The sequence below is a fragment of the Xanthomonas sp. LMG 8993 genome, assembly GCF_009835065.2.
GTDB lineage: Bacteria > Pseudomonadota > Gammaproteobacteria > Xanthomonadales > Xanthomonadaceae > Xanthomonas > Xanthomonas arboricola.
On sequence record NZ_QVIF02000001.1, the window covers coordinates 458,541 to 484,673 of the forward strand.

Below are 26,133 nucleotides of genomic sequence, written 5' to 3' on the forward strand. Positions count from 1 at the left end.
ATGATTACCCTGATCCTGATCGCCATCACCGGCATCGTCTCGTGGATGGCGTTCAACAACCGCAAGCTGGCCGACCGCCTGATCCTGTGGCCGCCGGCGCTGGACAAGCACAAGCAGTACGACCGCCTGGTCACCTACGGTTTCATCCATGCCGACCTGGGCCACCTGGTCTTCAACATGATCACGCTGTTCTTCTTCGGCCGGGTGATCGAAAACGTGATGACCCAGCTGACCGGCAGCGTGCTGACCTATCCGCTGTTCTATCTGGCGGCGCTGGTGGTCTCGATCCTGCCCAGCTATCTGAAGAACCAGAAGAACCCGAACTATCTCAGCCTGGGCGCCTCCGGCGCGGTGTCGGCGGTGTTGTTCGCCTTCATCCTGCTGCAGCCGTGGACCATCATCCTGGTGCTGTTCATTCCGGCGCCGGCGATCATCTACGCGGTGTTCTATGTCGGCTACAGCCTGTGGATGGACCGCCGCGGCGGCGATCGCATCAACCACAGCGCGCACCTGGCCGGTGCCGCGTTCGGCGTGATGTTCATGCTGATCATGGAGCCGCGCGTGCTGCAGGTATTCATGGAGCAGCTGTCCCATCCGCGTTTCGGCTGACCGGTTGGCAAACCGACCGCCGGCAACCGGTGGCACGCGCGGTTAGGTCAAAGGTGTCGGGATGGGCAGGTCGCGTCGGGCGACCGGACCAGGACCATCGCGGCGAGTGCGCGAGCGGTCCTGGCGAGTGGTGCGATGCCGGCTCAGGCCGCGTCGCGGTTCTGGTCGCCAGCGACGCTGCCGGTGGGCACCGACCCGTAGGCCTGCTGCAGGCGCTGGTACACCGTGTCGTTGAGCTGCGCGAAGTCGGGGTTGTGGGTGTCGCCCTTGATGGCGAACTGGAACAGGCCTTCCAGCAGCGAGCTATCGCTGTCTGCGCCGTGTCCTGCCGAATCGTTGTGCATGCGGTGACTCCTCGTAGATAAGGCGAAGGCATCGGCGATCGCGCCGGCCCAGCTTGCAACGGGCGCCTTCGGCTCAGCTATCGGCGCGGCGCGAGCGAACTTAAGTGCCAGTTCGGCAGGCTGCGCGGGCGGTCACAGCATCGATTCATTTTCACGCAGGCGCGGCGCCGCGCTGGTCACACTGCTCGCCATCGTCACTGCCTCGTGCAGACCACCATGGAGGCAGCGACAGTGCAGGCAGACCACGATTCCACGCAGCAGCGCTTCAGCGTAGACACCGATGGACAGCATGCCGAACTGGCATACCGTCTGGAAGGTGAGCGCATGACCATCACCCATACGCATGTGCCCGACGCGATCGGTGGACGCGGCATTGCCGCAGTGCTGGTGGAGGCTGCCTTGGCGCATGCGCGCCAGCAGGGCTACAAGGTCGTACCTGCCTGCAGTTATGCCGAGGCGTATATCCGGCGGCACCAACAGTTTCAGGATCTGCTGGCCTGATCGCCGGCAGCGTGTCTTTGCAGATGTATCGATGGGGAGCAGGTGGGAATGGGGCGGTTGTCAGGAGTGAACGCAGTCCGGGGCTTGCTGGTGCTGGCCGTGTTGGCAGGATGTACGCAGCGCGAGCCGACGACGGCCGAATCGGCACAGCCGGCCGCTGACGCCGCCGCCGCCGCGGCACCGCCGGCCGAGCCCGTGCTGGTGCAAAGCGGCCCGCTGGAGGATGTGATCGAGCACGCGCCCGCCTATATGGTGGGTATCAGTTATCCGCGCGGGCTGGACGCGTTTCCCGAGCTGACCGCACTGATCCGCAGCTATGCGCAGGCAGCACGTACCGAGCTCATGGAAGCGGTCTCCGGGCTCGGCAACGACAAGCCGGCCGCACCCTACGAGTTGTCGCTGGCGTTCGAGACCGTGTTGCAGACACCGGACCTGATCGTCGTGTCCGCCGACGGCAGCCGCTATACCGGTGGTGCGCATGGCGAGCCGTTGGTGGCGCGCTTCGTCTGGCTGGTCAAGGAGCGCAAGCAATTGACCGCGCAGGCCTTGATTCCGGATCCGGCAGGCTGGGAAAGGATCGGGCGCGAGGTGGCCGTGCAATTGCACAACGCCGCCAGCCAGCGCGTGGAGGCCGATCGCGTGCCGGTCGAAGAACAGGCCGAGCAGCTGGCCTCTGCCGATCGCATGATTGCCGAAGGCACTGCCGCGCAGGTCGACAACTTTGCCCAGTTCGTACCGGTGCTCAATCCGGCAGGGCAGATCACCGCGCTTCGGTTCGTGTTTCCGCCGTATCAGGTCGGGCCGTATTCGGATGGGACGCAAACGGCCGAGGTCGCTGCCTCGACAGTGTTGGCCTCGGTCGCGCCGGAATATGTACATCTCTTCGCACGCTGAGGTGTCACCCCACAGATGATGTGATTGAATGGCTTGGCCATTCAGTAATGTAAGCAAACGGGTGATATGAGTAGTTTCGATCCAACCGCAAGTCGCGTGGACCACACCTGTGTGCGCTATCCGGCGTTTCCGCGTGAACCGGCCGTTCTGGTGCGGCTGATCAAGCACCTCTACAAGCGACTGCATACGCAGGGGTGCGCGCGGTTGAAGCCATACGGCATCAGCCCGCCGGAATACGAGATTCTGATGATGCTCTACGGCACCCCGGAGCAGGCGATCACGCCCACCGAAGTGGCCGAAGCCGCCAGCGAAAAGCCGGCTAACATCACCCGGCTCACCGATCAGTTGTGCGAGAAGGGCCTGATCGCGCGTGGCAGCAGCCCGGACGATCGGCGCAAGATCATGCTGACCTTGCAGCCGGCAGGCCTGGCGTTGATCAACAGCCTGCTTCCCGACGCCTGCACGCTGCTCAATGCAGAGACCTCCAGCATCAGCGATGCCGAGCAGGTGCGGCTGGAAAAGCTGTTGAGGAAATTGCTCGAGGGCGTGGATTCGGTCGAGCTCTGAGCGCGGCGGCTGCGGCTCGCGCAGCCCGCTTCATCGCGACCATCAAAAACGCCGCCCGGATCGCTCCGGGTGGCGTCTTGGTTTCAACGCAGTGCGATTACGGCTTGGACTGCGGCACTTCCGGCGTGGCGCCATCGCCACCTTGCGCACTCAGGCCGCGCTTCTCGAGCAGGGGCTCGATCTGCGGCGCATGGCCGGCAAAGTTCTGGAACAGTTCCATCGCATCGACGCTGCCGCCGCGCGAGAGCAGGGTCTGACGGAAGCGATCGCCGTTGGCGCGGCTCAGCCCGCCGTGCTGCTTGAACCACTGCTGGGTGTTGGCGTCGAGCACTTCCGACCAGATGTAGGCGTAATAACCGGCCGCGTAACCGCCCATGATGTGACTGAAATACGGGGTCTTGTAGCGCGGCGGCACCGGCGCGTAGGCGATGCCGTCCTGCTGCAGGGCCTTGGCTTCGAATGCCATCACGCCGGCGGCATCGGGCACCTGGCTGGCGCTGATCTGGTGCCAGTTCTGATCGAGCATGGCCGCACCCAGATACTCGGTGGTGGCAAAGCCCTGGTTGAACTTGGAGGCGGCAATCACCTTGTCCAGCAGCGCCTGCGGCATCGGCGTGCCGTTCTGGTAATGCTTGGCGTAGTTCTTCAGGATCGACGGCTCGTCGGCCCACATCTCGTTGACCTGCGAGGGGAACTCGACGAAGTCGCGCGGCACGCTGGTGCCGGAGAAATACGGGTATTTAACGTCCGAGAACATGCCGTGCAGCGCATGGCCGAACTCATGGAACATGGTGGTCACCTCGTCCCAGGTCAGCAGCGTCGGCTGGCCGGCCGGTGGCTTGGGGATGTTGAGGTGATTGGCGACCACCGGCTTGAAACCGGTCAGCGCCGACTGCGACACGTAGGAGTTCATCCAGGCACCGCCGCGCTTGGATTCGCGTGCATACATGTCGGCGATGAAGATCGCCAGCTGCTTGCCGTCGGCGTCGAACACGTCATAGACCGTGATGTCGTCGCGGTAGGTCGGCAGGTCGGTGCGCTGCTTGAAGGTCAGGCCGTATTCCTGATTGGCCGCATAGAACACGCCGTTTTCCAGCACGTTCTTCAGCTCGAAGTACGGCTTGAGCTGGGATTCGTCGAAGTTGTACTTGGCCTGGCGCACCTTCTCGCTGTAGTAGGCCCAGTCCCAGGCTTCGAGCTTGAACGTCGGCTTGCGCGCGGCCTTCTGCTCCTTGTCGATCATCGCCTGCAGATCGGCGGCCTCGCGCTTGGCATTGGCCACCGCCGCCGGCGCCAGCTTGCCCAGCATCGCGTTGACCGCCTCTGGTGTCTTGGCGGTCTGGTTTTCCAGCGAATAGGCAGCGTAGGTCGGGAAGCCGAGCAGCTTGGCCTTGTCGGCACGCAGCTTCATGATGCGCGCCACCAGTGCGGTGTTGTCGTACTGGCCACCGTGGCTGCCACGCGACACCGAGGCATCGTAGATCTTCTTGCGTAGTTCGCGATTCTTCAGCTGCGTCAGCGGCGGCTGGCCGGTGGTGTTGAGCAGCGCGATCACGTACTTGCCGTCGAGCTTGCGCGCCTTGGCGGCTTCGGCGGCAGCGGCAATCTGCTCCTCGGACAGGCCATCGAGCTGCTTGACGTCATCGACGACAACGGCGGCGGCATTCACTTCCGCCAGCACGTTCTGGCTGAAGGTGGTGCCCAGGTTGGCCAGCTCGGCATTCATCGCCTTGAGCGTGGTCTTGTCGGCATCGGAGAGCTTGGCGCCGTCGCGTACGAAATCGCTGTAGTACTTCTCGACCAGGCGCACGCCCTGGGCGTCCAGGCCCAGCTTGCTGCGTTGGTCGTACAGGGTCTGGATACGCGCGAACAGCTTGCCATTGAGCGAGATTGCATCACGGTGCGCGGCGAACTTCGCCGAATAGTCGGCCTGCAGTTTCTTGCGCGCGTCGTTGGTGTCGGCACCGACCAGGTTGAAGAACACCGTGGTGGCGCGATCCAGCGTGGCGCCGCTTTTTTCCAGCGCGATGAGGGTGTTGTCGAAGCTCGGCTTGGCCTTCTGGTTGGCGATCTTTTCCACTTCCTTCAACTGCTCGGTCATGCCGGCGTCGAAAGCGGGTGCGAAATCGCTGTCCTTGATCTTGTCGAACTGCGGGTAGTGCAGCGGCAGCGTGCTGTCGGCAAAGAAGGGGTTGGCTTGGGTGGCGGCCTGCGTGGTGGCGGGTGCGGCGATGCTGTAGGACGGCATGGCAAGTCCCAGGGAGGCGGCCAGGGCAAAGGCGAGACGGGTGGTCAAGAGGATGGCTCCAAAGTGCGAACCGCCGAGGCTACCCCAGCCGGGCCGGACAGGCGTGTGACAAAAGGCATGGCTGCACGGTCATTACGATGCCATCAGGCGGGCACGAGCGTTGCTGGTCTTGTGTGCACACGACCGATGACACCATGCGCATGCCGCCGCCGGGCGGGCGCTGCCTGTCTACGGTGCGGCGTGTTCCACCCGGCTGCATTCCGGCTGCTCGGCGGGCAGCGATGTCTCGATCAGTCCGCCTGACGGATGCTGGCCGGTAGCGCGCCGTGGTAGCGGCCGGCAACGGTCGGAACCAGCGGGAAGGGTCAGATGGCTGCGGCGACGCATGCGTTGAAAAACGCCTCTTCCGGATGACGCGCTCGGCGACCGCGATGCGACGCTGCCGGCTGCTGGGTTACGCTGCCCACCTCGCATACTTCAGGGCAGCCATGAGCGATATCTCCACGTTCGCATTCACCGACCTGGAAGGCCGGCCCCGCTCGATGCGCGATTACGCCGGCAAGGTGGTGCTGGTGGTCAATGTCGCTTCGAAATGCGGATTTACTCCGCAGTACGCAGGCCTGCAGGCGCTGTGGCAGCGCTATCGCGAGCGTGGTCTGGTGGTGATCGGGTTTCCCTGCGATCAGTTCGGTCATCAGGAGCCGGGCGATGCCGCGCAGATCCGCCAGTTCTGCTCGCTCGATTACGCGGTGGATTTTCCGCTGGCCGAGAAGGTCGAAGTCAATGGCAGCGGCGCGCATCCGCTGTGGCAATGGCTCAAGCGCGAACAGCGCGGCGTGCTGGGATCGGAGGCGATCAAGTGGAATTTCACCAAGTTCCTGATCGGCCGCGATGGCGCGGTGCTGGAGCGTTACGCCCCGACCACCAAACCGGACGCGCTGGCTGCGGACATCGAGCGCGCGCTAGTTGAATCGTAGGAGCGCACCTGGGCGCGACGAGGCATTCCCGGGAACGCTTCGTCGCGCCCGGGTGCGCTCCTACGATAGTGCATGCCGGCGTCGCGGTCTGCGTAAACGCCGCATCGCGCGGGCGTTTCGCGCGCGCCGCATCACTTCTCGACGAAGGCGCGCTCGAACACGTAATGCCCCGGCGTGCCGATGCGTGGCGAGGTCTGGAAGCCACGCGCATCCAGCAAGCTGCGCAGGTCGGCCAGCATCTGCGGGCTGCCGCAGATCATGAAGCGGTCGTTGGTCGGATCCAGCGGCGGCAACCCGAGCGTCTGCTGCATGCGGCCGTCGGCCATCAGCTCGGTCAGGCGGCCCTGGTTGGCGAACGCCTCACGCGTCACCGCCGGGTAGTACAGCAACTTCTCGCGCAGGATGTCGCCGAGGAATTCGTGCTGCGGCAGCTCGCGCTCGAAGTAGTCGCGATAGGCCAGATCCTGCACGAAGCGCACGCCCTGGGTCAGGATCACCTTGTCGAAACGCTCGTAGGTTTCCGGGTCCTTGATCACCGACAACCACGGCGCCAGACCGGTACCGGTGCCCAGCAGGTACAGGTTGCGGCCCGGGTGCAGGTCGCTGATCAGCAGCGTGCCGGTGGGCTTCTTGCCGACCAGTACCTTGTCGCCCGGCTGGATGTGCTGCAGCCGCGAGGTCAGCGGGCCGTCCGGCACCTTGATGCTGAAGAACTCCAGGTGTTCTTCCCAGTTGGCGCTGGCGATCGAGTAAGCGCGCAGCAGCGGCCGCGTCTCGGTCTCCAGACCGATCATCACGAACTGCCCGTTCTCGAAGCGGAAGCCGGCATCGCGGGTGGTGGTGAAGCTGAAGTAGGCATCGGTCCAGTGACGGACCTCAAGCACCGTTTCGGTGCCGAAAGCGGAAGACATACCGGTAAGTGTCGTGGGAAGAGTACCCGGCAATTCTACCTCAAGCAGGCCAAATGAGAGGGGCTCTCATTTGGCCGGCTGGGATTCGGGAGTCGGGATTGGGGATTCGCAAGAGCAGATCCTGGGTCCCGGACGCGCCGGGCTCGCGCATGAGCCAGCAGCTCTTACCAATCCCCAATCCCGAATGCCCAATCCCCGGCCTCACCGATACCCCGCCGCCTGCAATTCGAACAGCTCCGCATAGCGCCCGCCCTGGGCCATCAGTTCGGCATGGGTGCCGTTGGCCTCGATGCGGCCCGCGGCCAGCACCAGGATGCGGTCGGCCATGCGCACGCTGGAGAAGCGGTGCGAGATCAGCACCGCGGTGCGGTTGTCCGACAGCTCCTTGAAGCGCTGGAACACCTCGAACTCGCTGCGCGCATCCAGGGCGGCGGTGGGTTCGTCCAGGATCATCAGCTGCGCATCGCGCATGTAGGCGCGGGCGATGGCGATCTTCTGCCATTGCCCGCCGGACAGGTCCACGCTGTTCTTGAAGCGGCGCCCGACCAGTTGGTCGTAGCCATCGGGCAGGCTGTCGATCAGCTCGCCGGCCATCGCACGCTGCGCAGCGGCGCGGATGCGTGGCGCATCGTCCATCGCATCGACCTGGCCGACACCGATGTTCTCGCCCACGCTCAGGTGATAGCGCACGAAGTCCTGAAAGATCACGCCCAGGTTGGCGCGCACATCGTCCAGGTCGTAGTCGCGCAGGTCGCGGCCATCGAGCAGGATGCGGCCCTCGTCCGGGTCGTACAGCCGCGCCAGCAGCTTGACCAGTGTGGTCTTGCCGGCGCCGTTTTCGCCGACCAGCGCCAGCACTTCGCCGGCACGCAGCTCGAAATCCAGATGCCGCACCGTCCACTGCTCGGCATCCGGGTAGCGGAAGCCCACGTCCTCGAACACGAAGCCCTGGCGGATCGGTCGCGGCACCGGCAGCGCGTTCGGGCGCGAGCGGATCTCCGGCACGATGTTGAAGAACGAATACAGATCGTCCAGATACAAGGCCTGGCCGGCGACCTGCGAGAACCCGATCAGCAGACCTTCGAGCAACTGGCGCAGGCGCAGGAAACTGCCGGCCAGGAAGGTCAGATCGCCGATGCTGAAATCGCCGCGCACGGTGCGCCAGGCGATGTAGCCATAGGCCATGTAGTAGCCCAGCGTGCCCAGCGCGGCCAGCAATGCGCCCCACAACGCGCGCTTGCGCGCCAGTGCGCGGTTGGCCTGGAAGAACTTGTCGGCCAGACGGCGATAGCGTGCGATCAGGAAGCGGTGCAGGTTGAGGATCTTGACTTCCTTGGCGGTCTCGACGCTCGCGCCGACCTGGCGCAGGTAGTCGAGCTGGCGCCGCTCCGGTGTCCACTGGAAGTTGAGCGAATAGCCCAGCGCATTGAAATGCGCCTCGCCGATGAAGGCCGGGATCAGCGCGATCGCCAGCAGCAGGATCAACCATGGCGCGTACACCACCAGGCCCACCGCCAGGCTGACCACGGTGATGGCGTCCTGCACCTGGCCGAACAGCTGGCTCATCAGGTTCATGCGGTTCATGGTCTGGCGCCGCGCGCGATCCAGCTTGTCCTGCCGGTCGGGGTCTTCGAAGTCCTCCAGATCCAGCTGCGCGGCATGCTCCATCAGGCGCACGCTGGCGGCGTTGTTGAACAGCTCCGACAACAAGGCATCGGCGTAGCCGACCAGCCGGCCGAGCAGGTCCGAGCCGATCGCCAGGGCCAGTTCCAGCGCCAGCAATTCCAGCAGCCGGTTCAGCCGGCCGCTGCCCAGCGCCTGCGTCAGCGAGTCGAAGGCCGGCGGTTGACCGACCAGGTGGATGGCCTCGTCGATGATCAGTTTGCCGATATACAACGAGGCCACCGGCATCAACGCGCGCAGCACGCGCAAGCCGATGCTGCTGGCGCTCAGCCAGCGGCTGGTCTGCCAGATCTGGCGCAGGAAGGGCGGCAGGTTGCGCAGCGCATCCAGGCGCTCGCGCAGGGTGGGGCCGGTACGGGGAGCGGCAGGCGCAGGGGCGCCGGAACGGGAGGCTGACATCGGCTTAGTGTGCAGCGCCACGCGTCGGCGCGGGGTGTTGGAGGTGCACCGCGCCCACGGCGGACTGCGTGCGCTGCCGACTGCACGCGTGCAAGGCAATGCGGTCGATGGCCTGCAGTGTGCCCGTACCGCGGGGCAGCCCCCGCGCGCGATCGCAGGCCCGATCAATCGCCTCGATTGACGCAACGCCCGGACACGCCGGGAGTTTCGACTAAAATGGCCGGATTGCCCCCGCCAGCCGTAGAGCCAGCCGTGACCTCGATCAAGCAGGAAGACCTCATCCAGTCCGTCGCCGACGCGTTGCAGTACATCAGCTACTACCACCCGGTCGACTACATCAGGAACCTGTCCGCTGCCTACGAGCGCGAAGAGTCGCCGGCGGCCAAGGACGCCATCGCGCAGATCCTGATCAACTCGCGCATGTGCGCCGAAGGCCATCGCCCGATCTGCCAGGACACCGGCATCGTCACCGTGTTCCTGGAGATCGGCATGCAGGTGCGCTGGGACGACGCCACGATGGGCGTGGAAGACATGGTCAACGAAGGCGTGCGCCGCGCCTACAACCACCCCGACAACAAGCTGCGCGCCAGCGTGCTGGCCGACCCGGCCGGCAAGCGCACCAACACCCGCGACAATACCCCGGCGGTGGTCAACACCAAGATCGTGCCTGGCCACCATGTCGAAGTGATCGTCGCGGCCAAGGGCGGCGGTTCGGAGGCCAAGAGCAAGTTCGCCATGCTCAACCCGTCCGACTCCATCGTCGACTGGGTGCTCAAGACCGTGCCGACCATGGGCGCCGGCTGGTGCCCGCCGGGCATGCTCGGCATCGGCATCGGCGGCACTGCCGAAAAGGCCATGCTGCTGGCCAAGGAAGCGCTGATGGAGCCGATCGACATCGTCGACCTGCAGGCGCGCGGTGCGTCCAATCGCGCCGAAGAACTGCGGCTGGAACTCTACGAAAAGGTCAACGCGCTCGGCATCGGCGCGCAGGGCCTGGGCGGCCTGACCACGGTGCTGGACATCAAGGTCAAGGATTACCCGACCCATGCGGCGAACCTGCCGGTGGCGCTGATTCCCAACTGCGCGGCCACCCGCCATGCGCACTTCACCCTGGACGGCAGCGGCCCGGTGATGCTGGACCCGCCGTCGCTGGAAGACTGGCCCAAGCTCACCTACAACCCGACCAATGCGCGCCGGGTCAACCTGGACACCATCACCCGTGAGGAAGTGGCCAGCTTCAAGCCGGGCGAGGTGGTGCTGCTCAACGGCAAGCTGCTGACCGGCCGCGACGCCGCGCACAAGCGCATGATCGACATGCTCAACAAGGGCGAAACCTTGCCGGTCGACTTCACCAACCGCTTCATCTATTACGTCGGCCCGGTCGACCCGGTGCGCGATGAGGTGGTCGGCCCGGCCGGCCCGACCACCGCCACGCGCATGGACAAGTTCACCCGCCAGATGCTGGAGCAGACCGGCCTGCTGGGCATGGTCGGCAAGTCCGAGCGCGGCGATGCGGCGATCGAGGCGATCCGCGACAACAAGGCCGTGTATCTGATGGCGGTCGGCGGCTCGGCGTACCTGGTGTCCAAGGCGATCAAGGCCGCACGCGTGCTGGCATTCGAAGACCTGGGCATGGAAGCGATCTACGAATTCGAGGTCAAGGACATGCCGGTCACCGTGGCGGTGGATTCCACCGGCGAATCGGTGCACAAGACCGGCCCGCGGCAATGGCAATCGCGCATCGGCAAGATTCCGGTGGTGGTGGAATAAGGGCGCCAGCCAGCGCGCCCGCAGTGCGGGCTGTTGCATCGCGCAGTGCAACCAGAGTGCCAGGCAATGCCGCGCCGACCGGGCCGGCGAGCGCAGGTGCAGCGCCGCGGTGGCGCCGCGCTGAAACCGCTGCGACGATGTACGGAATCCGTCGCAGCGGGCCAACTGCCCTCGCGCGGGTCTTCGATGGCATCCACCAGGGCGAGGACAATCGCTGTGAACCACGCAAGCTCGCCTGCACCAACCGACTCAGGAATCCGTATGAGCGCCACGCTGTACCACACCCCCAGCACCGCAGCCCTGGTCGTGCATTGGCTGCTGATCGAACTCGACGTACCGCACGTACTGCATCCGCTGGATTTCGAACGTGCCGAACAGAAATCCCCGCAGTATCTGGCGCTCAATCCGGCCGGCGTGGTGCCGACGCTGGTGCTCGACGGACACGTGCTGACCGAGGCGGCCGCGATCGTGCTGCATCTGGCCGACCTGCATCCGCAAGCAGGGCTGGCACCGCCGCTCGGCACTCCCGAGCGTGCGGCGTACTACCAGTGGATGTTCTTCTGCGCCAACACCTTGCAGCCGGCGTACCGGGCCTGGTTCTATCCGGACGAGCCGGCCGGTGCCGCGCACGCCGAAGCCGCGCAATCCCAGGCGCGCGCCAGACTGGAGGCGGCCTGGGCCCGGGTCGATACGCACCTGCAGGCCAACGGCCCGTATCTGCTCGGGCAGACCCTGTCGGCGGCCGATTTCATGTTGACCATGATGATGCGTTGGTCGCGCAACATGCCCCGTCCCAGCGATAGCTGGCCGGCCTTGCAGGCGCATGCGCAGCGAATGAAAGCCCGCCCGGCATTTCAGGAAACCTATCGCCGCGAGGGGCTGAAGGACTGGACCTGAACCCGGGGGGGCGCGGGCTGCGAAATCGTGTCGACATAAGGTCCAGCCACGCCGTGGTGCCGCGCCTGCCGCGGTGTACGATCGCGGCACAACCAGAGAGCAGGGGCTCGTCCATGTCGCATTCCGCATCCCGTCGAAAACTGCTGCAATGTGCCTGTTGTGCGCCGATCGCGGCCGCCGCCGCGTCACTGCCGTTCGCCGCAGGCGCGGCGCCGTCGAAGAAGACCGATCTCAATGCCGAGCAGGCATTGCAGGTGCTGCGTGACGGCAACGCCGCCTTCGTGGAAAACCGCCCCAAGAAGGTCATTTCCGACAGCAAGCGCCGTCTGGAACTGGCGCTGGGGCAGACCCCGTTCGTGATTCTAGTGTCGTGCTCGGATTCGCGCGTGCCGCCGGAGCTGCTGTTCGGGCGCGGCCTGGGCGAGATGTTCATCGTCCGCAATGCCGGCAATACCGTCGACACCACGGCATTGGGCTCGATCGAATACGCGGTCAGCCAGCTTGGCGTGCCGCTGGTGGTGGTGATGGGCCACGAGAGCTGTGGCGCGGTCGCCGCGGCGGTGTCGGTGGTGGAAAAGAACGCATTCTTCCCGGGCGCGATCGGCGCGATGATCGAGCCGATCGTCCCGGCCGTGCTGACCGCCAAGAGCAAGGGCGGCGACGACCTGCTGGCGGCCTCGGTCAAGGCCAACGTCAAGCGCACCGTCGACCGCCTGCGCGGCGCGTCCGAGCCGGCGCTGCTCGAACCGCTGCGCGCGGGCAATGTCCGCGTCGTCGGTGCGTACTACACCTTGAAGGACGGCAAGGTCGATTTCTTCGACGTCTGATCGCTGCCAAAGCCGTTTCATGAAGACAGCGCAGGATGATCTCCTGCGCTGTCTTTTTTATATGTGCGGAGGGTGCGGAGCAGCCTATATATGCGCGGGGCAGCGTGATCGTCAGCGCTGCGGAACCAGAAGCGGCTATCAAGCTGCTGCTTTCACCGCCAGGCAGGCGTGGGCCATGTCCGGAATCGGCATGCGCTGCAATTCCTGCGCGCCGAGCTGACGACTGCCTGCCACGTCTACCGCTCCAGGCCTGCAATCCCGGACGCAAAAAAGCCGGCATGCGCGCATGCCGGCTTTTCAATGGTCTCGACGTTGCTCAGCGCAGCGGTGCGATGTGCTTAGAACCACTCCAGCAACGACACGCCCAGGCCGATGTAGGTGGCCTTGTGGTTGTAGTCGATCAGGCTTTCGCCGTAGCCGTCGAACACCTGCACGTGACCACGCAGCAGGTTGGTGATCGGGAAGCCGTAATCCAGCTGCACCGAGCCATGCGAGCGGTCGCCGCCGCGCAGCGAATGCCGCGCAATCAACGCCACTTCATGCCCGTCCTTGTTGTAGACCAGGGTGGCGTCGCCACGGCCCATGTAATCCTCGATATCGGGATTATTGTCGTCGGCGCGGTCTTCCTTGATGCGGAACCACGGGCGCAGCGTCAGTGCCCAGTTCTCGCGATCCAGCCCGATGTTGAGGATGACCCGGTTCCAGGAGCGCGACAGCGGATCTTCGCGGCCGTTGGACATGTGGTTGATGCTGATGCCGCTCATGCGGCCCTTCCAGCCGAACAGGCTGTAGTTGTTGCGGAACACCAGCATCGCTTCCGGCTCGTAATTGGTTTCGCGGAACGGGCGCGAGGCATCGGTGTTGTAGGCCTGCCAGCGCGAGCTCTGGGTGTAGCCCATCCAGATGTCGCCGTTGTCGCCGAACAGATCCTCGACCACCTTGGTCTTGAAGCTGAGCTGGAATTTCAGTTCGGTGCTGTCCAGTTGCTGCGGGGTGGACACCGAGTTGGCCGGGTTCGGCGACTGCGGGGCGCGGTTGGAGTCGCTGGTCCAGAATGCCGGCAGCAGGTAGACCGGCTTGTAGCCGCGCAACTGGAAGGTGCCCAGCTTGGAGTCCTTGGCCAGCTCCCAGCGGCGGTCCAGCAACGAACCGCGGCCAGCATTGGCGACCGCCTCGGCCTTGGGCTGATCCTGGCCGTCGGCACGGAAGAAGTCGCCGACGCGGCTGATGGCACGCTCGTCCTGCGGCTTGGACTCTTTCTGCTTGGCGATCTGCGCGGCGGCATCGGCCTCGGCGGTCAGCTGCGGGGTATAGCCCAGCGCCTGGTCGTAGCAGGCAAGCCGTGCCGCATCCGAGGTGACGGAAGTGCAGGCCTGCGGCGAGGCGGGGGTGGGGGCGATTTCCTGTGCGTGCGCCAGCGGCGCGGCCGCCAGGGCAATCAGCATCAAGGGACGGGTGCGGTGCTTGGACATGGGCAGTCTGGCCGAATAAAGGCGCCAGGCAGGCGCGTCAGATGCGAAGCTTAACGGTCGCGCCTGCATACGCGGTGTGTACACGGTGGCATAACATCCGGGCGACGCCTGCAATCGGCAGCTGTCTGCGACCGCGTGGCTGCCTGCGTCGTCAGTGTCCGGGAGACCAGTCGACCCAATCACCGTCTGTGAGCGCTGGAAATCCGCTAGAAAAACCAGGCGATCGCGAACACGCCCAGCATGCACAGGCCCAGTGCCAGCTTGGTCGCGGTGCCGAACACGATGCCCAGCCAGGTGCCGAAGCCGACCTTGGTGGCCTGGTCGGATTTGCGGGTCTGCCAATACTCGCCGAGCCACGCGCCGGCGAACGGCCCGACGAACAAGCCGATCGGCATGAAGAAGATGCCGACGACCGAGCCGATCACCGAGCCCCACAGTGCCGCCTTGCTGGCGCCGACCCGCTGGGCGCCGTACACGGTGGCAAGGAAGTCGATCGCAAACGACAACGCCGTCATCAGGCCCAGGATCACCAGCGCCACCCAACCGACATGGGCAAAGCCATCGGCCCAGGCGGCCACCAGCAGTCCCGCGAACACCAGTGGCAGGCCTGGCAGCGCCGGCAGGACGACCCCGGCAAGGCCGATCAGGACCAGCACGCCAGCCAGGATGTAGTAGACGACGGTGATGTCCATGATGTTTAAAAATGTCCTGTTTCAGGCTTGACAAAATTGCGCAAGAGGTGCTTGAAAATTCGTTTGGTGCGGGTTAAGTTGCCAGCGCTGCTGTTTGCAGCGGTCACCGTGAATCGTGGCCTGATGCGGTAGATCGTTCGATCCGCTACATCCTTGTACCTCGCTTCCTCCTTGCAATCACAGCCACCACCGTCAGTCCATCACAGTGTCGTAGGGAGTCAGTCGAGATGTCCAATATCGAACGCGAGAATGGTGTCGTGAAGTGGTTCAACGATGCCAAGGGTTTTGGCTTCATCAGTCGCGAAAACGGCGAGGACGTCTTCGTCCACTTCCGTGCGATCCAGATCCAGGGCTTCAAGAGCCTCAAGGAAGGCCAGAAGGTCAGCTTCACCGTGGTGCAGGGACAGAAGGGCCTGCAGGCCGATGCAGTGCAGGTGGTCTGAGCGCGGTGCGACACCGCGGCCATCGTGCAGACAGCAGAAAGGCCCGTCGCCGGGCCTTTCTGTCATTCGCCAACACTGGCGAATTGAACGTAGCGAGCAGTGGTCAGGCGGGCACGAAGAAATCGAAGTACACGTGGATGCATGTCGATTCCGGGTGCCGACTGCGCGGATCTAGCGGTGAGCGCAGTGGTTTTACTGGCCGCTACTGGTAAGCGCGCCGATCAGCGCAGCACGACCTTGCCGTTGACCACGCGCACGTAGGCGTTTTCGCGCACGCCAGCCAGGTCGCGCTGGTTCACCACGATCACGCGGCCGTCGTCCATGCGCACCTGCACATCGAAGCTGTCGCTGGTGACGTTGTTCTGGATCGCATTGCCCGCCAGCGCGCCGGCGGCGGCACCGGCCACGGCCGAGACGTTCTTGTTGCCTTTGCTGCCACCGGTCTCCTTGGAGATCTGGCGACCGGCCACCGCGCCGACGATGCCGCCGAGCACCGCACCGGTGCCGGTGGGAGCGCTGCGGGTCGGGCCGACTTCATCGATGCGGGTCACGATGCCGCAATCCACGCAGCGTGCCTGCGGCTGCGAGTAGCCCTGGTCGTAGCCGCGGTCGCCGCGGTAGCTGCCGTACTGGGGCTGGGAGGTGGCGCAGCCAACCAGCGTCGCGGTTGCAGCCAGGCCAATGACGAGCAGTCGGGTCTTCATGAGGTCTCTCCGGGGTGGTTCGAAAAAGCGGTCAGGGCCGCGGCGACGTCATCCTGGGTTGGTCAGGGTGAACGGTCTGCCAACTGGATCACTCCAGGCTTAACGAAACCCGAGCGTCCTGTTCACCACCGCCGCCGTGAGCATCGATGCGGCGGTGCAATGGCGGGTTAGCGGAAGTCGCGATGACAGGCCTCGCAGGCGTCATTGATCTGTGGCCTGAGTGCGGCAAGCGCGGCGCAATCCGCTGGCGGCGTGCGCTGTGCCTGGTCCAGGACCGTGCGCAGGGCGCTGGCATGCTCGCCGAAGCGGCGGTCCTCGCCGATGTCCGGAAAGGCCGGCTCCAGTTCGCCGGCAAGCAGGCGCAACGATTGCAGTCGCGCTCGCTGGCGTGTGGAGTTGCAGCCACCATCGGTATCGGCTTGCAGGGCGCGCACTTGGTAAGCCATCACCTGCATCAGGCTGTCCGGCACCGGGTTGCGTCTGGCCTGCAGCACGCGCGCCACCATCACCGTGCACACCAGCCCGATCAGGATGCCCAGCACCAGCAGGAAGGCATAGCGGGACGCGCGCGATTGTTCGGTGGGTGGGGCGGGCATGGACGGAACTCCGGTGGACACGAGCTTCAATAGGTCGATGGGCGCGCGCTGAGCGGCGCGCGTAAAATAGGCCGATGAAAGCACAATGGCGTGAACGCTTTGCCGGTATCGACCGGCTATACGGAGTCGGCACGGTGGAGCGGCTGGCCGCCTGCCGCGTGGCGGTGGTGGGGATGGGCGGCGTGGGCTCGTGGGTGGTCGAGGCGCTGGCGCGTACCGGCGTCGGCCATATCCGCCTGATCGATGCCGACGACCTGTGCGTGTCCAATACCAACCGGCAATTGCCGGCGCTGGCCGGGCAGTACGGACGCAACAAGGCGCGCGCGATGGCCGAGCGCTGCGTGGCGATCAACCCGGAAATCGACGCCGACGCGGTGGAGTCGTTTCTCACCGCCGGCAATATCGAACAGCTGCTCGGCGATGCGTTCGACCTGGTGATCGATGCCTGCGACAGCTTCCGGGTGAAGGTGGAAACCATCGCCTGGTGTCGCCGACGCAAGTTGCCCTTGCTGACGGTGGGTGCCGCGGGCGGGCGCACCGATCCCACCCTGGTGCGGGTACGCGATGTCTCGCGCACCGAACACGACGCGATGTTGGCGCTGATCCGCAAGAAGCTGCGCAGCGAGTTCAATTTCCCCAAGAATCCGCAGCGCTATTTCGGCGTGCCGGCGGTGTACTCGCTGGAGAACGTCAAATACCCGCAGGCCGATGGCAGCGTCTGCGGCATCCGTCCGCAGCTGGATGCCGACGCCACGCTCAAGCTGGATTGCGGAGCCGGGCTGGGCGCAGCCACGCATATCACCGGCACCTTTGCGTTTGTCGCGGTGGGCAAGGCGCTGGAGATGTTGCTCAAGCCGAAGGTGGCTGCTGCCAGGCCTGTTGCCGAGGCTGCCTCGGCGGGGTGAGTGCGCGTTGCCGTGTCATGCGGCAACGGGCAGTGCGCTCAGCCCGGCAACCCGAACAACCGCCGCGCGTTGGCGGTGGTCTGCGCGGCGATGTGCTCGGCCGCCTCGCCGCGTAGCTGTGCGATGCAGTCCAGCACCGTGCGCAGGTAGGCCGGCTCGTTGCGTTGGCCGCGGATGCTGGCGTCGGGCTGATCCGGCGCATCGGTTTCCAGCAGCAGCCAGTCCAGCGGCATCGTTGCGGCCAGGCCGCGCAGGCGATTGGCACGCGGGTAGGTGACCGGGCCGCCCAGGCCGATCATGAAATCCAGCTTCCACAATTGCTGCGCCTGTTCGGGGCTGCCGGCAAAGCTGTGCACCACACCACGCAGACCGCCCACGGCCTTGATGCGGGCGATGACCTCTTCGGTGGCGCGCCGCGCATGCACGATCAGCGGCAGCTCGAAGCGCTTGGCCAGCTGCAGTTGCCCGTCGAAATAATCGCGCTGCATCTGCGCGTCCAGCCCGTCCAGATAGAAGTCCAGCCCGCACTCGCCGATGGCGCAGGGCCGCTCGCGCTCGATCCACTCGGCCAGCAGCTCCAGATGCTCGGGGCGGTGCTGATCGAGAAAAATCGGGTGCAGCCCGTAGGCGGGGTGCAACCCGGGGGCCAGGGTGCAGACGGAGCGCAGTGCCGGCCAGCTGGCGGCGGTGATCGCCGGGATCACCTGCTGTACGACACCGGCTGCCCGCGCGCGTGCGATCACCGCGGCGCGGTCGTGGTCGAACTCGCCGGCATCCAGATGGCAGTGGCTATCGACCAACTGCATCAATCGCGGCGCACCGGCGCTGGCAGCGGTGCCTTGCGGGTCTTCCAGTTGGCCAGCAGCAGCGTGGTCAGACCGAACAGCAGCTCGTCCAGGAATGGGATCGGATCGGGCATCACCAGGTCGACAAGAAACAGCGCCGCCGCCAGCTTGAACAAGGTGGGGTAGCGCAGGGTGCTGGCCCACTCCAGGGCGCGCGAGGTGATGGGATTGCGCATGCGGATGCTCCGGCTGTTAGAAGTGCATGAAATAACCGCTAGCTGAACTTAACTGCGGCGTTCATGAGCGAGGGCGTTTTTGTTCAGGGTTCGCGTGCTGGAATCACGCCGTCAACAACGCGGCGTGTCCGCACGGAGCTGGATCATGAAGAGCAATACGACAACTATACTGGTCGCTGCTGGTGCGTTGCTGGTTGGAGGCGTGGCCACGGCCGCCTTCATGAACAATCGCCCGTCGTCCGGCGATTTCGTCGCCAACGGCGAGCCGGCACCACGTGGTCTGGAATATGCCGACGTGGTCAAGGTCGCCCCGATCACCGAGCGCGAGCCGCAGTATGCGCAGGTCGTCAACAGCGCGGCCATCCGCGAAACCACCACCAGCTCCTCGCCGCGCGAAGTCTGCCGCGACGTGGTGGTGCAGGAACGTCTGCCCGAGCGCGACGGCAATGTTGGCGGCACCGTCGCCGGTGCGGTGATCGGCGGTCTGCTCGGCAACCAGGTCGGCGGCGGCAACGGCCGCAAGCTAGCCACGGTGGCCGGTGCGGTCGGTGGCGGCATGGTCGGTAACCGCGTGGACCGCAATCATGTCGGCGGCCGCGTGGTGGATCGCACCGAGCGCCAGTGCCATACCGAAAATGCCAATTCGCAGTCCTCGCGCGTAGTCGGCTACGACGTGACCTACCGCAATGCCGACGGCACCACTGGCACCATGCGCATGGACAGCAAGCCGGGCGAGCGCATCTCGCTGGGCGATGCCGACAACGTGGTGGCCTACGACGTGACCTACCGCTACGACGGTTTCGAGAAGACCGTGCGCATGAACGACAAGCCGGCCAGCGATCGCCTGCCGGTGGTCGACGGTCAGCTGGTGACCCAGACCGCTTCGACCGCCGGTGACAGGGGCGTTCGTGTGGATGCGGGCAGCACGCGTCAGTAAACCGCTGGCAGCGATCCGCCCAGGATCGCTGGTTGGCAGGAAAAGAGCCGGCATTGCCGGCTCTTTTCGTTTTCAGGCGCCGGTGACGACGTCCGTGCGCTGAACAGGTCGCCGCCATGTTCGGCCGGCAACTGGCTGATAATCGCCACTTCTCCTGGAGTGGAAGCCGACATGCCGGTGCGCCCCGATGATCTGTTCGATGTACGTGCGCTGCTGACCGACGAAGAGCGGGCAGTGCAGGATGCGGTGGCGCGCTTCACCGATACGCGGGTGCTGCCGGCGATCGGCGATGCCTTCGATGCAGGGCGCTTTCCGCGCGAATGGGTACCGGAACTGGCGGAGCTCGGCCTGCTGGGCGCCAGCCTGCCGGTCCGCGATGGCGGCGCGGGCCTGGGCGCGGTGGCGTACGGATTGATCTGCCAGGAACTGGAGCGCGGCGACAGCGGCCTGCGCAGCTTCGTCAGCGTGCAGTCCTCGCTGTGCATGTACCCGATCCATGCCTACGGCAGCGACGAGCAGCGCCAGCGCTGGTTGCCGGAGATGGCAGCCGGCCGACTGATCGGCTGTTTCGGGCTGAGCGAAGCGCAGGGCGGCTCGGATCCGGCCGCGATGACCACGCGCGCGGTGCGGCAGGGCGACGGCTGGCGCTTGAACGGGGCCAAGATGTGGATCACCAACGGCAGCATTGCCGGCCTGGCGATCATCTGGGCGCATACCGATGACGGCGTGTGCGGCTTTCTGGTGGAGACCGGCAGCGCCGGCTTCAGTGCACAGGACATCGCGCACAAGATGAGCCTGCGCGCATCGGTGACCTCGGGCTTGTTCCTGGACAACGTCTACGTGCCGGAGCAAATGCGCCTGCCGAACGCGGCCGGTCTGCAGGCGCCGCTGGGGTGCCTCAATCAGGCGCGCTACGGCATCGCCTGGGGCGCGATCGGCGCGGCGGTGGCCTGTCTGCGCGAGGCATTGGCTTACAGCGGGCAGCGCATCCTGTTCGGCCGGCCGCTGGCGGCCACGCAGAGCGCGCAGATCAAGCTGGCCGACATGGCGCGGCGGATTTCCACCGCGCAGCTGCTGGCGCTGCAGCTCGGGCGGCTGAAGCAGGCCGGCCAGCTGCGGCCAGAACAGATCTCGCTGGCAAAGTGGAATAATTGCCGCATGGCCCTGGATGTGGCGCGCGAGTGCCGCGATCTGCTGGGCGCGGCCGGCATCACCACCGAACATGTGGCGATCCGGCATGCGCTGAACCTGGAATCGGTGATCACCTACGAGGGGACCGAGACCGTGCATCAGTTGGTGGTCGGGCGTGCGCTGACGGGACTCAATGCGTTTTGACGAGGAGTGGGTGTTGATCGACAGGGATGGGAGGCGACGCCTGCGTGGCGTGTTCTGGATGCGCTGCGTGCTGGCGGTGGTGGCGAGCGTGATCGCACCGGCACAGGCCAGCGAGGCGCCGCGCATGGCGCCGCCACCGGCCTGGGTCATCGCCGATGCGGTGCCCGACAAGGTGCCCGGTGCCAGCGGGTTGCGCTATGAGCTGGTATCCGACCAGGTTGATCTGACCGGCGCGGCGCCGCAGGCCTATCGCCGCCTCAGTTACACCGTGCAGCGTGCGAAAAGTCTGGACGAGGCCGGGCAGATCTCCATCGATTACCAGCCGCAGTACCAGCAGCTGGCGCTCAACAGCCTGGAGGTCTGGCGTGACGGCAAGCGCATCGACATGCGCAAGCAGGCGCACTACGCCCGGTTGCGCCGCGAAAGCGGACTGGAAGACGGGCTGATCGATGGCGCGCTGACGCTGTCGATCACCTTGCCGGACCTGCGCGTGGGCGACCGGGTCGATTACGGCGTGACCATCACCGGCAGCAATCCGGTGTTCGGCAAGGGCTATTACGACGTGTTCGATGCGCGCTATGGCGTAGCGCTGGGCGAGCGCCGGGTGCGCGTGCGGCATCCGGCCGACATGGGATTGCAGTGGCGGGTGACTGCTCCCGGCTTCAGCCGCAACGTCAGCCGCACCGGCGATGTGGCGACACTGGACATCGCCGCACGCGACCTGCCCGCCGTGCAGGAAGAAAAGGATACCCCGGAGGATGTCGATCCGTATGGCCGGATCGAAGTCTCCACTGCCGGCAACTGGGCGGCAGTGGCGGCATGGGCAGCGCAGTTGTATCCGCACGCGTTCAAGGACGCGCGCGTTGCCGACGGGATGGTGCAGAACCTGCAGCTGCGCCGCGACGACCCGCAGGGCGCACTGCTGCGTGCAGTGGCCTTCGTGCAGGGCGAGATCCGCTACGTCGGCCTGGACATGGGCGAGAACTCCCACGCGCCGCATACACCGGAAGTGACGCTGCGCAATCGCTACGGCGACTGCAAGGACAAGGCGACGCTGTTGATCGCGCTGCTGCAGCTGGCCGGCATCCGCGCCGAGCCGGTGCTGGTCAGCAGCGACAAGGGCCACGGGCTGGATCTGCGCTTGCCCAGTCCCTACGCGTTCGACCACGTGGTGGTGCGCGCGCACCTGCCGCAGGGCGAGGTATGGGTGGATGCCACGCGCGACCGCGAAGAGGGCCCGCTGGCGCAACGCCGGCCGTTGCCGTTCGTGCTTGGCCTGCCGGTCGTGGCCGGGCAGCGCGATCTGGTGGCGGTGCCATCGCCGATGCCGACGCTGCCGCAGGTCGAGGTGGACGAGGAGGTCGTGATCTCGCTGCGCAAGCCGCAGCGCGTGGCGACCTTCACCGTGGACACCACGTATCGCCAGGGACGCGGCGAGCGCGTGGCGACCAGCTTCGACGACAACGGTGCGCAGGCGGTCGGCGAGCACTATCTGGAATTCATGCAGCAGTACTACACCGCGCTGACGCAGGTCGGCGTGCCGACCATCGACGCGGCCGATGTGTTGAACGTGCGCACGCACGAGGCCTACCGCCTGGAGTGGCCGACCGACGAGGGCGACGAGCTGGGCTTTCCGCTGTTCCAGCTCGGCGAATGGATGGACGCCCTGCCCACGGCGGCGCGCAAGAGCCCGCTGGCGCTGGGCGGCCCGCGGCTGGCGCGGCAGACCGTGCGGGTGCGGGTCGACCCGGCGGTGCGGGTGCAAGCCGATACGCAGGTGGTCGCCAACCCGTGGTTCCGGTTCTCGCGCACGGTCTCCACGCACGAAGGACGCATCGTCATCGTCGGCGAATGGCAACGGCTGTCCGACCGCATTCCCGCCAGCGGCGTGAAGCGTGCAGCCGCCGACATGGAGCGTGCCCGCGACCTGCTGTACTTCAATCACGACCTCAAGCCGCAGCCGCGCAGACAGCCGCTGGAGATGCACGTCTTCGTCTATCCGCTGGCCGCGCTGCTGGCGCTGATCGTGCTGGTGCTGGCATGCCTGGCCTGGTGGCGCGGCGGCGGCTTGGGCGGGATGCTGTTTGATCCGCACACCGTTGCGCAGCGCCTGCACACGCAGGCCGGCGCGCGCTGGAGCGCGTGGTGCGTGTTCGGCCTGATCCTGGTGCTCTCGAGCTGGATGTGGGTGTCTCCGCAGCCGTTGTGGGTGCATGCCATCGCCGTGGCGATCATGCTGGCCATTGCGCTGGTGGGCTGTGTGCTGTTGCAGTGGATGCTGCGCTGGATGGGCGGCACTGCGGAGTTTGCGGTGTTGCTGCCGGCGCTGCTGGGCAGTGCCTTGCCATGGCTGGTCTGCCTGCTGGCGGCACTGGCCGCGGTTGGCGGCGATATCGTCCTGTTCGGAACCGGTGTGCACGATCCGGCCGGGCTGGCGCAGGTGACCATGGCGGTGCTGATGCTGCTGCTGGGCGGGCTGTGGTGGTCGATCGCTGCGGTCCAGGCGGTTGCCGGTGCGACCGGCTGCGCACGCGCGCGGGCCTTCGGTGCGCTGGCATTGACGTTGTCGGTGCTGGGCATGCTGGTCGCCGTGCTGGGTGTGCCGGTGGCGCTGGTGGTGATGCGCTGAGCCGCGCTGCCGGCAGCGCACGCAACCGCGGCCACGCCTTGCAGCAGAATCGGTGCAGGGCTTTGCAAAGGCCCCCGGGGCTGTGACACTGCCAGCCCCTCGTTGCTGCCGCGGAGCCAGCTTGATGTCGACCGTGCGTCCCCCGTTGACCGTCCATGGCATGTCCAGTTCCGGCAACTGCTACAAGGTGCGCCTGCTGCTGGAGCAACTGGGCAGCCGCTATCACTGGGTCGAGGTCGACAGCGTCGCCGGCGAAACCCGCACGCCCGCGTATCTGGCCAAGAATCCCAACGGCAAGGTGCCGATGGTGGAGCGCGACGACGGCCGCGTGCTGACCGAATCCAACGCGATCCTGTTCTGGCTGGCCGAAGGCACTCCGTATCTGCCCACCGACGCGTGGCAGCGCGCGCAGGCCTTGAGCTGGATGTTCTTCGAGCAATACAGCCATGAGCCGTATGTCGCGGTGGCGCGGTTCATCAGCCTGTGGACGCCGCGCGATGCCGCGCGCCGCGCCGAACTGCCGCAGCTGCGCGCCCGCGGCGAGCAGGCGCTGGCCGTGATGGAGCAGCATCTGCAGCAGCACCGCTGGTTTACCGGCAGCGACTACGGCATCGCCGATATCGCGCTGTTTGCCTACACCCATTGCGCCGAGGACGGCGGCTTCGATCTGGAGCGCTGGCCGGCGATCGGTGCCTGGCTGCAGCGCGTGCAGGCAGTACCCGGTTTTATCGCAATGCCGGCGCCTGCGCCCGGCGCGGTGACGGCATGAGCGGCATGCGCTGCCGGCAGGAGCACTGACGATGTGCGGATTGGCTGGACTGCTGCTGGCCTCGCCACGCATGCATGGCGAACAACTCGATGCGCTGGTGCGGCCGATGGGCGCGGCCTTGCGTCATCGCGGCCCCGACGATGCCGGCACCTGGTGCGATGCGCAGGCCGGCGTGGCGCTGGCGCATCAACGCTTGAGCATCCTGGATCTGTCTCCGCTGGGCCATCAGCCGATGCGCTCGGCCGATGGCCGGTATGTGCTGGCCTACAACGGCGAGATCTACAACTTCGCGCAGCTGCGCGCGGCGCTGTCCGCACTCGGGCACCGCTTCCGCGGTCATTCCGATACCGAAGTGCTGCTGGCGGCGGTGGTGGAGTGGGGGCTGGACGACACCCTGACCCGCTGCAACGGCATGTTCGCGCTGGCGTTGTGGGACGAGCGCGACAACTGCCTGTATCTGGCCCGCGACCGTGTCGGCAAGAAGCCGCTGTACTACGGCTGGGCCGGCGACACCCTGGTGTTCGGCTCCGAACTCAAGGCGCTGTGGCAGCACCCGGACTTCGATAACGGGGTCGATCGCAATGCGCTGACCTTGCTGCTGCGGCTGGGCTACATCCCGGCGCCGGCCTGCATCCACGAGCGCACCTTCAAGTTGATGCCCGGGCGGGTGCTGCGGCTGGATGCGCAGATGGTGGCGGCCGGCGCGGCGGCGCATCGGCCGGACCAGGCGCAGCAGCCGTTCTGGAATGCGCGCGAGGCGATGCAGCGCGCGCTGGCGGCGCCGTTCACCGGCAGCGATGCACAGGCCGAGGAACAGCTCGATGCCGTGCTGCGCGATGCGGTGGCGCTGCGCATGGTGGCCGACGTGCCGGTGGGCGTGTTCCTGTCCGGCGGCACCGATTCGTCGATCGTCACCGCGATGATGCAGGCGCAGAGCGCCCAGCCGGTGCATACCTTCAGCATCGGCTTCGAAGGTTCGCATCACGACGAAGCGCCGCTGGCGCGCGAAGTGGCCACGCATCTGCACACCGACCACACTGAGCTGTATGTCAGCGGCGCCGACGCGCTGGCGGTGGTGCCGACCCTGCCGGACATGTTCGACGAGCCCTTCGCCGATGCCTCGCAGGTGCCGACCGCGCTGGTCGCACGGCTGGCGCGCGGCGGGGTGACGGTGGCGCTGTCCGGCGATGGCGGCGACGAATTGTTCTTCGGCTACGGCCGTTACCAGCGTGCGCTGCGCAACTGGCGCATGCATGGGCTGGTGCCGGGGCCGCTGCGGCGCTTGATGGCGCTGGCGGCGCGCCGCAACGGCGAGTCTTCGCGCACCGGCGGCTTGGCCGCGCTGGTGGCCGAGGCCGGCGCACGCGGCATCGGCGACATCTACCGCAACCGCATCTCGCGCTGGCGCGATCCGGCCGCGGTGGTGCTGGGCGCGACCGAGCCCGACAGTTTCTACAGCCTGGCCGACCCACTGCACGGTTCCGGCACGCCGGCCGACGCGATGATGCTGGCCGACTTCGCCGCCTATCTGCCCGACGATCTGCTGTGCAAGGTGGACCGCACCACCATGGCGGTGGGGCTGGAAGCGCGCGCACCGTTGCTGGACTGGCGGGTGGCCGAGTTCGCCTGGTCGCTGCCGCTGTCGCTGAAGTACCGCGACGGGGTCAGCAAGTACCTGCTCAAGCGCGTGCTGTGCCGCTATCTGCCCGACCCGATGGTCTACCGCGGCAAGCGCGGCTTCGGTGCGCCGGTCAGTGCCTGGTTGCGTGGCGACCTGCACGGCTGGGCCGACGATCTGCTGGCGCACGCCACGCTCGAGCGCGACGGCGTGTTCGCCGCCGACACCGTCGCCGGGCTGTGGAGGGACTTCAACGGCGGCGAGCGCAAATGGCATACGCATCTGTGGACGGTGCTGATGTTCCAGGCCTGGCAGGTGCATTGGCGCGCCCAACGCGCCGCGATCGGCCGCTGAGGCAGCCGCGCTTCACCGGGTCTGAGCGCCA

General features: G+C 66.2%; 26 protein-coding genes. 15 read left to right on the forward strand and 11 right to left on the reverse strand.

The annotated features are described in order from the left end of the window. Positions 1-609 (forward strand): rhomboid family intramembrane serine protease, encoded by a 609-nt coding sequence (locus DYQ94_RS01895; RefSeq protein ID WP_102256128.1) that lies wholly within the window; start codon positions 1-3, stop codon positions 607-609. A 143-nt stretch (positions 610-752) separates the two neighbouring features. Here the strand turns inward: DYQ94_RS01895 and DYQ94_RS01900 are convergent, their stop codons facing one another. Further along, positions 753-953 (reverse strand): hypothetical protein, encoded by a 201-nt coding sequence (locus DYQ94_RS01900; protein WP_046342190.1) that lies wholly within the window; start codon positions 951-953, stop codon positions 753-755. A gap of 216 nt (positions 954-1,169) precedes the next feature. Here DYQ94_RS01900 and DYQ94_RS01905 point away from each other — a divergent pair, with 216 nt between their 5' ends. The 3 genes from DYQ94_RS01905 (at position 1,170) to DYQ94_RS01915 (ending at position 2,915) form a co-directional block, all read left to right on the forward strand. Further along, positions 1,170-1,454 (forward strand): GNAT family N-acetyltransferase, encoded by a 285-nt coding sequence (locus tag DYQ94_RS01905; protein ID WP_102252307.1) that lies wholly within the window; start codon positions 1,170-1,172, stop codon positions 1,452-1,454. A 48-nt stretch (positions 1,455-1,502) separates the two neighbouring features. Continuing rightward, the gene (locus DYQ94_RS01910; RefSeq protein WP_160954880.1) at positions 1,503-2,348 is read left to right on the forward strand and encodes a PdaC/RsiV family protein; all 846 of its coding nucleotides are present in this window, start codon (positions 1,503-1,505) and stop codon (positions 2,346-2,348) included. A 66-nt stretch (positions 2,349-2,414) separates the two neighbouring features. Continuing rightward, on the forward strand, positions 2,415-2,915 hold the full coding sequence (locus tag DYQ94_RS01915) for a MarR family winged helix-turn-helix transcriptional regulator (RefSeq protein ID WP_046342192.1): 501 nt from the start codon (positions 2,415-2,417) through the stop codon (positions 2,913-2,915). Between the two features lie 97 nt (positions 2,916-3,012). Here the strand turns inward: DYQ94_RS01915 and DYQ94_RS01920 are convergent, their stop codons facing one another. Continuing rightward, positions 3,013-5,211, reverse strand: coding sequence for a M3 family metallopeptidase (locus tag DYQ94_RS01920; RefSeq protein ID WP_181097724.1), 2,199 nt, complete (start codon positions 5,209-5,211; stop codon positions 3,013-3,015). A gap of 440 nt (positions 5,212-5,651) precedes the next feature. On the opposite strand from DYQ94_RS01920, the gene DYQ94_RS01925 reads away from it, so the two are divergent. After that, positions 5,652-6,140 (forward strand): glutathione peroxidase, encoded by a 489-nt coding sequence (locus DYQ94_RS01925; protein ID WP_160954879.1) that lies wholly within the window; start codon positions 5,652-5,654, stop codon positions 6,138-6,140. Positions 6,141-6,271: 131 nt separating this feature from the next. On the opposite strand, the gene DYQ94_RS01930 is transcribed toward DYQ94_RS01925, so the two are convergent. Both DYQ94_RS01930 and DYQ94_RS01935 read right to left on the reverse strand, forming a co-directional pair. Next, entirely contained in the window at positions 6,272-7,051 is a 780-nt protein-coding gene (locus DYQ94_RS01930) for a ferredoxin--NADP reductase (protein ID WP_160954878.1), read from the reverse strand. A gap of 201 nt (positions 7,052-7,252) precedes the next feature. Then, positions 7,253-9,133, reverse strand: a complete 1,881-nt coding sequence (locus tag DYQ94_RS01935; RefSeq protein ID WP_054591591.1) for an ABC transporter ATP-binding protein — start codon at positions 9,131-9,133, stop codon at positions 7,253-7,255. Between the two features lie 252 nt (positions 9,134-9,385). On the opposite strand from DYQ94_RS01935, the gene DYQ94_RS01940 reads away from it, so the two are divergent. From DYQ94_RS01940 to DYQ94_RS01950, 3 genes are all read left to right on the forward strand, one after another. Next, on the forward strand, positions 9,386-10,903 hold the full coding sequence (locus DYQ94_RS01940) for a fumarate hydratase (RefSeq protein ID WP_039528185.1): 1,518 nt from the start codon (positions 9,386-9,388) through the stop codon (positions 10,901-10,903). 261 nt (positions 10,904-11,164) lie between these two features. Continuing rightward, on the forward strand, positions 11,165-11,800 hold the full coding sequence (locus DYQ94_RS01945; protein ID WP_126965550.1) for a glutathione S-transferase family protein: 636 nt from the start codon (positions 11,165-11,167) through the stop codon (positions 11,798-11,800). A 188-nt stretch (positions 11,801-11,988) separates the two neighbouring features. Continuing rightward, positions 11,989-12,627 (forward strand): carbonic anhydrase, encoded by a 639-nt coding sequence (locus tag DYQ94_RS01950; protein WP_180969661.1) that lies wholly within the window; start codon positions 11,989-11,991, stop codon positions 12,625-12,627. Between the two features lie 338 nt (positions 12,628-12,965). Here the strand turns inward: DYQ94_RS01950 and DYQ94_RS01955 are convergent, their stop codons facing one another. Both DYQ94_RS01955 and DYQ94_RS01960 read right to left on the reverse strand, forming a co-directional pair. Then, on the reverse strand, positions 12,966-14,099 hold the full coding sequence (locus DYQ94_RS01955; RefSeq protein ID WP_126965551.1) for a phospholipase A: 1,134 nt from the start codon (positions 14,097-14,099) through the stop codon (positions 12,966-12,968). Between the two features lie 206 nt (positions 14,100-14,305). Then, the gene (locus DYQ94_RS01960; RefSeq protein ID WP_046342196.1) at positions 14,306-14,791 is read right to left on the reverse strand and encodes a DUF456 domain-containing protein; all 486 of its coding nucleotides are present in this window, start codon (positions 14,789-14,791) and stop codon (positions 14,306-14,308) included. A gap of 227 nt (positions 14,792-15,018) precedes the next feature. Here DYQ94_RS01960 and DYQ94_RS01965 point away from each other — a divergent pair, with 227 nt between their 5' ends. Next, the gene (locus DYQ94_RS01965) at positions 15,019-15,234 is read left to right on the forward strand and encodes a cold-shock protein (RefSeq protein ID WP_003483561.1); all 216 of its coding nucleotides are present in this window, start codon (positions 15,019-15,021) and stop codon (positions 15,232-15,234) included. 221 nt (positions 15,235-15,455) lie between these two features. Here the strand turns inward: DYQ94_RS01965 and DYQ94_RS01970 are convergent, their stop codons facing one another. Together DYQ94_RS01970 and DYQ94_RS01975 are read right to left on the reverse strand one after the other, a co-directional pair. Further along, positions 15,456-15,938 carry a glycine zipper 2TM domain-containing protein gene (locus DYQ94_RS01970; RefSeq protein WP_016902706.1) on the reverse strand — a complete coding sequence of 161 codons (483 nt, stop codon included), beginning with the start codon at positions 15,936-15,938 and terminating at the stop codon, positions 15,456-15,458. Positions 15,939-16,105: 167 nt separating this feature from the next. Continuing rightward, the gene (locus tag DYQ94_RS01975) at positions 16,106-16,534 is read right to left on the reverse strand and encodes a hypothetical protein (RefSeq protein WP_046342197.1); all 429 of its coding nucleotides are present in this window, start codon (positions 16,532-16,534) and stop codon (positions 16,106-16,108) included. 74 nt (positions 16,535-16,608) lie between these two features. Between DYQ94_RS01975 and DYQ94_RS01980 the strand changes: the two genes are divergently transcribed. Continuing rightward, complete coding sequence (locus DYQ94_RS01980; RefSeq protein WP_104570554.1) at positions 16,609-17,439, forward strand: tRNA threonylcarbamoyladenosine dehydratase; 831 nt, start codon at positions 16,609-16,611, stop codon at positions 17,437-17,439. A gap of 38 nt (positions 17,440-17,477) precedes the next feature. On the opposite strand, the gene DYQ94_RS01985 is transcribed toward DYQ94_RS01980, so the two are convergent. Further along, positions 17,478-18,245, reverse strand: coding sequence for a TatD family hydrolase (locus tag DYQ94_RS01985; RefSeq protein ID WP_126965552.1), 768 nt, complete (start codon positions 18,243-18,245; stop codon positions 17,478-17,480). After that, positions 18,245-18,460, reverse strand: a complete 216-nt coding sequence (locus DYQ94_RS01990) for a DUF6116 family protein (protein ID WP_126965553.1) — start codon at positions 18,458-18,460, stop codon at positions 18,245-18,247. Before DYQ94_RS01990 ends, DYQ94_RS01985 begins: the two co-directional genes overlap by 1 nt. Positions 18,461-18,605: 145 nt before the next feature. Here DYQ94_RS01990 and DYQ94_RS01995 point away from each other — a divergent pair, with 145 nt between their 5' ends. Then, positions 18,606-19,397 carry a glycine zipper 2TM domain-containing protein gene (locus tag DYQ94_RS01995; RefSeq protein WP_006451921.1) on the forward strand — a complete coding sequence of 264 codons (792 nt, stop codon included), beginning with the start codon at positions 18,606-18,608 and terminating at the stop codon, positions 19,395-19,397. On the opposite strand, the gene DYQ94_RS02000 is transcribed toward DYQ94_RS01995, so the two are convergent. Then, complete coding sequence (locus DYQ94_RS02000; protein WP_126965554.1) at positions 19,391-19,570, reverse strand: hypothetical protein; 180 nt, start codon at positions 19,568-19,570, stop codon at positions 19,391-19,393. The genes DYQ94_RS01995 and DYQ94_RS02000 overlap by 7 nt on opposite strands. Here DYQ94_RS02000 and DYQ94_RS02005 point away from each other — a divergent pair. The 4 genes from DYQ94_RS02005 (at position 19,557) to asnB (ending at position 26,102) form a co-directional block, all read left to right on the forward strand. Beyond that, entirely contained in the window at positions 19,557-20,732 is a 1,176-nt protein-coding gene (locus DYQ94_RS02005; RefSeq protein WP_184428990.1) for an acyl-CoA dehydrogenase family protein, read from the forward strand. The genes DYQ94_RS02000 and DYQ94_RS02005 overlap by 14 nt on opposite strands. A 58-nt stretch (positions 20,733-20,790) precedes the next feature. Continuing rightward, on the forward strand, positions 20,791-23,361 hold the full coding sequence (locus DYQ94_RS02010) for a DUF3857 domain-containing protein (RefSeq protein WP_126965654.1): 2,571 nt from the start codon (positions 20,791-20,793) through the stop codon (positions 23,359-23,361). Between the two features lie 124 nt (positions 23,362-23,485). Continuing rightward, on the forward strand, positions 23,486-24,130 hold the full coding sequence (locus DYQ94_RS02015) for a glutathione S-transferase family protein (protein WP_054591584.1): 645 nt from the start codon (positions 23,486-23,488) through the stop codon (positions 24,128-24,130). A gap of 31 nt (positions 24,131-24,161) precedes the next feature. Continuing rightward, positions 24,162-26,102: an asparagine synthase (glutamine-hydrolyzing) gene (asnB, locus tag DYQ94_RS02020; RefSeq protein ID WP_054591583.1), complete on the forward strand. Its 1,941-nt coding sequence runs from the start codon at positions 24,162-24,164 to the stop codon at positions 26,100-26,102. Positions 26,103-26,133: the final 31 nt, after the last annotated feature.

Coding starts and splice junctions, on each gene's coding strand:
- asnB (WP_054591583.1), top strand. CDS start 24,162: ATGTGCGGATTGGCTGGACTGCTGCTGGCCTCGCCACGCATGCATGGC.
- DYQ94_RS01965 (WP_003483561.1), top strand. CDS start 15,019: ATGTCCAATATCGAACGCGAGAATGGTGTCGTGAAGTGGTTCAACGAT.
- DYQ94_RS01960 (WP_046342196.1), bottom strand. CDS start 14,791: ATGGACATCACCGTCGTCTACTACATCCTGGCTGGCGTGCTGGTCCTG.
- DYQ94_RS01905 (WP_102252307.1), top strand. CDS start 1,170: ATGGAGGCAGCGACAGTGCAGGCAGACCACGATTCCACGCAGCAGCGC.
- DYQ94_RS01975 (WP_046342197.1), bottom strand. CDS start 16,534: ATGCCCGCCCCACCCACCGAACAATCGCGCGCGTCCCGCTATGCCTTC.
- DYQ94_RS01945 (WP_126965550.1), top strand. CDS start 11,165: ATGAGCGCCACGCTGTACCACACCCCCAGCACCGCAGCCCTGGTCGTG.
- DYQ94_RS02010 (WP_126965654.1), top strand. CDS start 20,791: ATGCGCTGCGTGCTGGCGGTGGTGGCGAGCGTGATCGCACCGGCACAG.
- DYQ94_RS01955 (WP_126965551.1), bottom strand. CDS start 14,099: ATGTCCAAGCACCGCACCCGTCCCTTGATGCTGATTGCCCTGGCGGCC.
- DYQ94_RS01910 (WP_160954880.1), top strand. CDS start 1,503: ATGGGGCGGTTGTCAGGAGTGAACGCAGTCCGGGGCTTGCTGGTGCTG.
- DYQ94_RS01915 (WP_046342192.1), top strand. CDS start 2,415: ATGAGTAGTTTCGATCCAACCGCAAGTCGCGTGGACCACACCTGTGTG.
- DYQ94_RS01935 (WP_054591591.1), bottom strand. CDS start 9,133: ATGTCAGCCTCCCGTTCCGGCGCCCCTGCGCCTGCCGCTCCCCGTACC.
- DYQ94_RS01995 (WP_006451921.1), top strand. CDS start 18,606: ATGAAGAGCAATACGACAACTATACTGGTCGCTGCTGGTGCGTTGCTG.
- DYQ94_RS01925 (WP_160954879.1), top strand. CDS start 5,652: ATGAGCGATATCTCCACGTTCGCATTCACCGACCTGGAAGGCCGGCCC.
- DYQ94_RS02000 (WP_126965554.1), bottom strand. CDS start 19,570: ATGTCGGCTTCCACTCCAGGAGAAGTGGCGATTATCAGCCAGTTGCCG.
- DYQ94_RS01980 (WP_104570554.1), top strand. CDS start 16,609: ATGAAAGCACAATGGCGTGAACGCTTTGCCGGTATCGACCGGCTATAC.
- DYQ94_RS01895 (WP_102256128.1), top strand. CDS start 1: ATGATTACCCTGATCCTGATCGCCATCACCGGCATCGTCTCGTGGATG.
- DYQ94_RS01900 (WP_046342190.1), bottom strand. CDS start 953: ATGCACAACGATTCGGCAGGACACGGCGCAGACAGCGATAGCTCGCTG.
- DYQ94_RS01990 (WP_126965553.1), bottom strand. CDS start 18,460: ATGCGCAATCCCATCACCTCGCGCGCCCTGGAGTGGGCCAGCACCCTG.
- DYQ94_RS02015 (WP_054591584.1), top strand. CDS start 23,486: ATGTCGACCGTGCGTCCCCCGTTGACCGTCCATGGCATGTCCAGTTCC.
- DYQ94_RS01970 (WP_016902706.1), bottom strand. CDS start 15,938: ATGAAGACCCGACTGCTCGTCATTGGCCTGGCTGCAACCGCGACGCTG.
- DYQ94_RS01985 (WP_126965552.1), bottom strand. CDS start 18,245: ATGCAGTTGGTCGATAGCCACTGCCATCTGGATGCCGGCGAGTTCGAC.
- DYQ94_RS01930 (WP_160954878.1), bottom strand. CDS start 7,051: ATGTCTTCCGCTTTCGGCACCGAAACGGTGCTTGAGGTCCGTCACTGG.